At 76.8% G+C, this 1,816-nt stretch carries 2 protein-coding genes; both read right to left on the reverse strand.

Annotated elements, in window-relative coordinates; translation table 11 throughout:
* Nucleotides 1-949, reverse strand: a 949-nt coding sequence (locus tag QL983_RS11110) for a 4-(cytidine 5'-diphospho)-2-C-methyl-D-erythritol kinase (protein ID WP_290153017.1), incomplete at its 3' end; no start/stop codon positions are given.
* Nucleotides 946-1,815, reverse strand: coding sequence for a 16S rRNA (adenine(1518)-N(6)/adenine(1519)-N(6))-dimethyltransferase RsmA (gene rsmA, locus QL983_RS11115; RefSeq protein WP_290153019.1), 870 nt, complete (start codon nt 1,813-1,815; stop codon nt 946-948). The genes rsmA and QL983_RS11110, both read right to left, overlap by 4 nt.
* Nucleotide 1,816: the final 1 nt, after the last annotated feature.

The raw sequence follows: 1,816 nt of genomic DNA on the forward strand, positions 1-1,816 counted from the left end.
GCACGGGGCCGTGGACGGGGAGGGCGCGCACGCCCGTGCGCTCCTCGATGGCCGAGGCCAGCCGCAGCGCGGAGGCCTCGTCCTGCGCCACGAAGAGCAGGGTGGGGCCGGAGCCGGAGACCATGCCGCGCAGCGCGCCCTCGTCCAGGCCGAGATCGAGGACGTCCGAGAGCTCGGGGAACAGGACGACGGCCGGGGTCTGCAGGTCGTTGTCCATGGCGGTGGCGAGTGCGAGCGGGTCGGCCGCGGTGAGGGCCCGCAGGACGGCCTCGTTCACCTCGGGGCGCGCCGGCCCGTCGGGCAGGTGGCCCTCCCGGCGCAGCTCGTCCAGGGTCTGGAACACCACGGGGGTGGACAGCCCGGCGTCCGCCGGGACGAGGACGAGGTGCAGCGGGGTGCGGGCCGCGACGGGGGTCAGCTCCGCCCCGGTCCCGAGCCCGACGGCGGCGCCGCCCAGCACGCTGAAGGGCACGTCCGCGCCCAACGGGGCGGCCAGCTCGGCGAGCTCGGTGCGGGTGTGCCCGGTCTCCCACAGGGCGCTGCACGCGAGCAGCGCGGCGGCTGCGTCGGCGGAGCCGCCGCCCATGCCGCCCGCGACCGGGACCTGCTTGGCGACCTCGAGGTGGACGCCGTGGGTGTCAGGATCGAGCCCGAGGGTGCGCCGCAGGTGCGCGGCGGCGCGGTGCGCGAGGTTGCGCTCGTCCCAGGGCACGTCCTGGGTGCCCACCAGACTGATGTGGCGGCTCGACGGGCCGACGGTGATCCTCCCGTCCGTGCGGGCGATCGCCGTGACGGTCTCCCGCAGGCTGACGGCCAGGTACACGGTGGCCACGGGGTGGTAGCCGTCCGCGCCGGGGGGTCCCACCCGCAGGGACAGGTTCACCTTGCCGGGGGCGCTGACCGTGACGTGCCGGGCCGTGGGGTCGAGGCCGAGGTCCTCCGTCGTCATGCGCTCACCTCCTCCGCCGCACGCCGCGGGCCGTGCTCGGCGATCCGCGCGAAGGCCGCGATGTCCAGGGCCTCGCCGCGGGCACGCGGGTCCACGCCGGCGGCCACCAGGGCGTCCTCCGCCGCCTGCGGCGACCCCGCCCAGGAGGCGAGCGCGGCGCGCAGGGTCTTGCGGCGCTGGGCGAAGGCCGCGTCCACCACGGCGAAGACCTCCCGGCGGGACGCGCCGCCCGCCGGCGGCTCGCGCCGGGTGAAGGCGACCAGCCCGGAGTGGATGCGCGGAGCCGGCCAGAACACCTGGGTGCCGATGGTGCCCGCCTTGCGCACGTCCGCGTACCACGCCGCCTTGGCGGACGGGACGCCATAGACCTTGGATCCGGGCCCGGCCGCGAGACGGTCCGCGACCTCCTCCTGCACCATCACCAGTCCGTGCCGCAGCCCCGGCAGGACCGCGAGCGCGTGCAGCAGCACGGGCACGGCCACGTTGTAGGGCAGGTTCGCCACGAGCGCGGTGGGGCCGCCGGCGGCGGCAGCGGGTCGGACCTCGGCCAGGGCCTGCTCGCTCAGCGTCATGGCGTCCGCGTGCAGCACGGCGAGGGCGTCCTCGGCCCCGGGGCGGAACTCGGCGGCGGTGCGCGGCAGGCGGGCGGCGGTGACCGGGTCGATCTCGACGGCGGTGACGGCGGCGGCCGCGTCCAGCAGGCCGAGGGTGAGCGAGCCCAGACCGGGGCCGATCTCGAGCGCGTGCTCGTCCGCGGTCACGTCCGCGGCCTGCACGATGCGCCGGATCGTGTTCGGGTCGATCACGAAGTTCTGGCCCCACTGCTTGGTGGGACGCAGGTCCAGCTCGGCGGCGATGCGCCGCACG

This window comes from Micrococcus sp. APC 4021 (assembly GCF_030407635.1).
Taxonomy (GTDB): Bacteria; Actinomycetota; Actinomycetes; order Actinomycetales; family Micrococcaceae; genus Micrococcus; species Micrococcus luteus.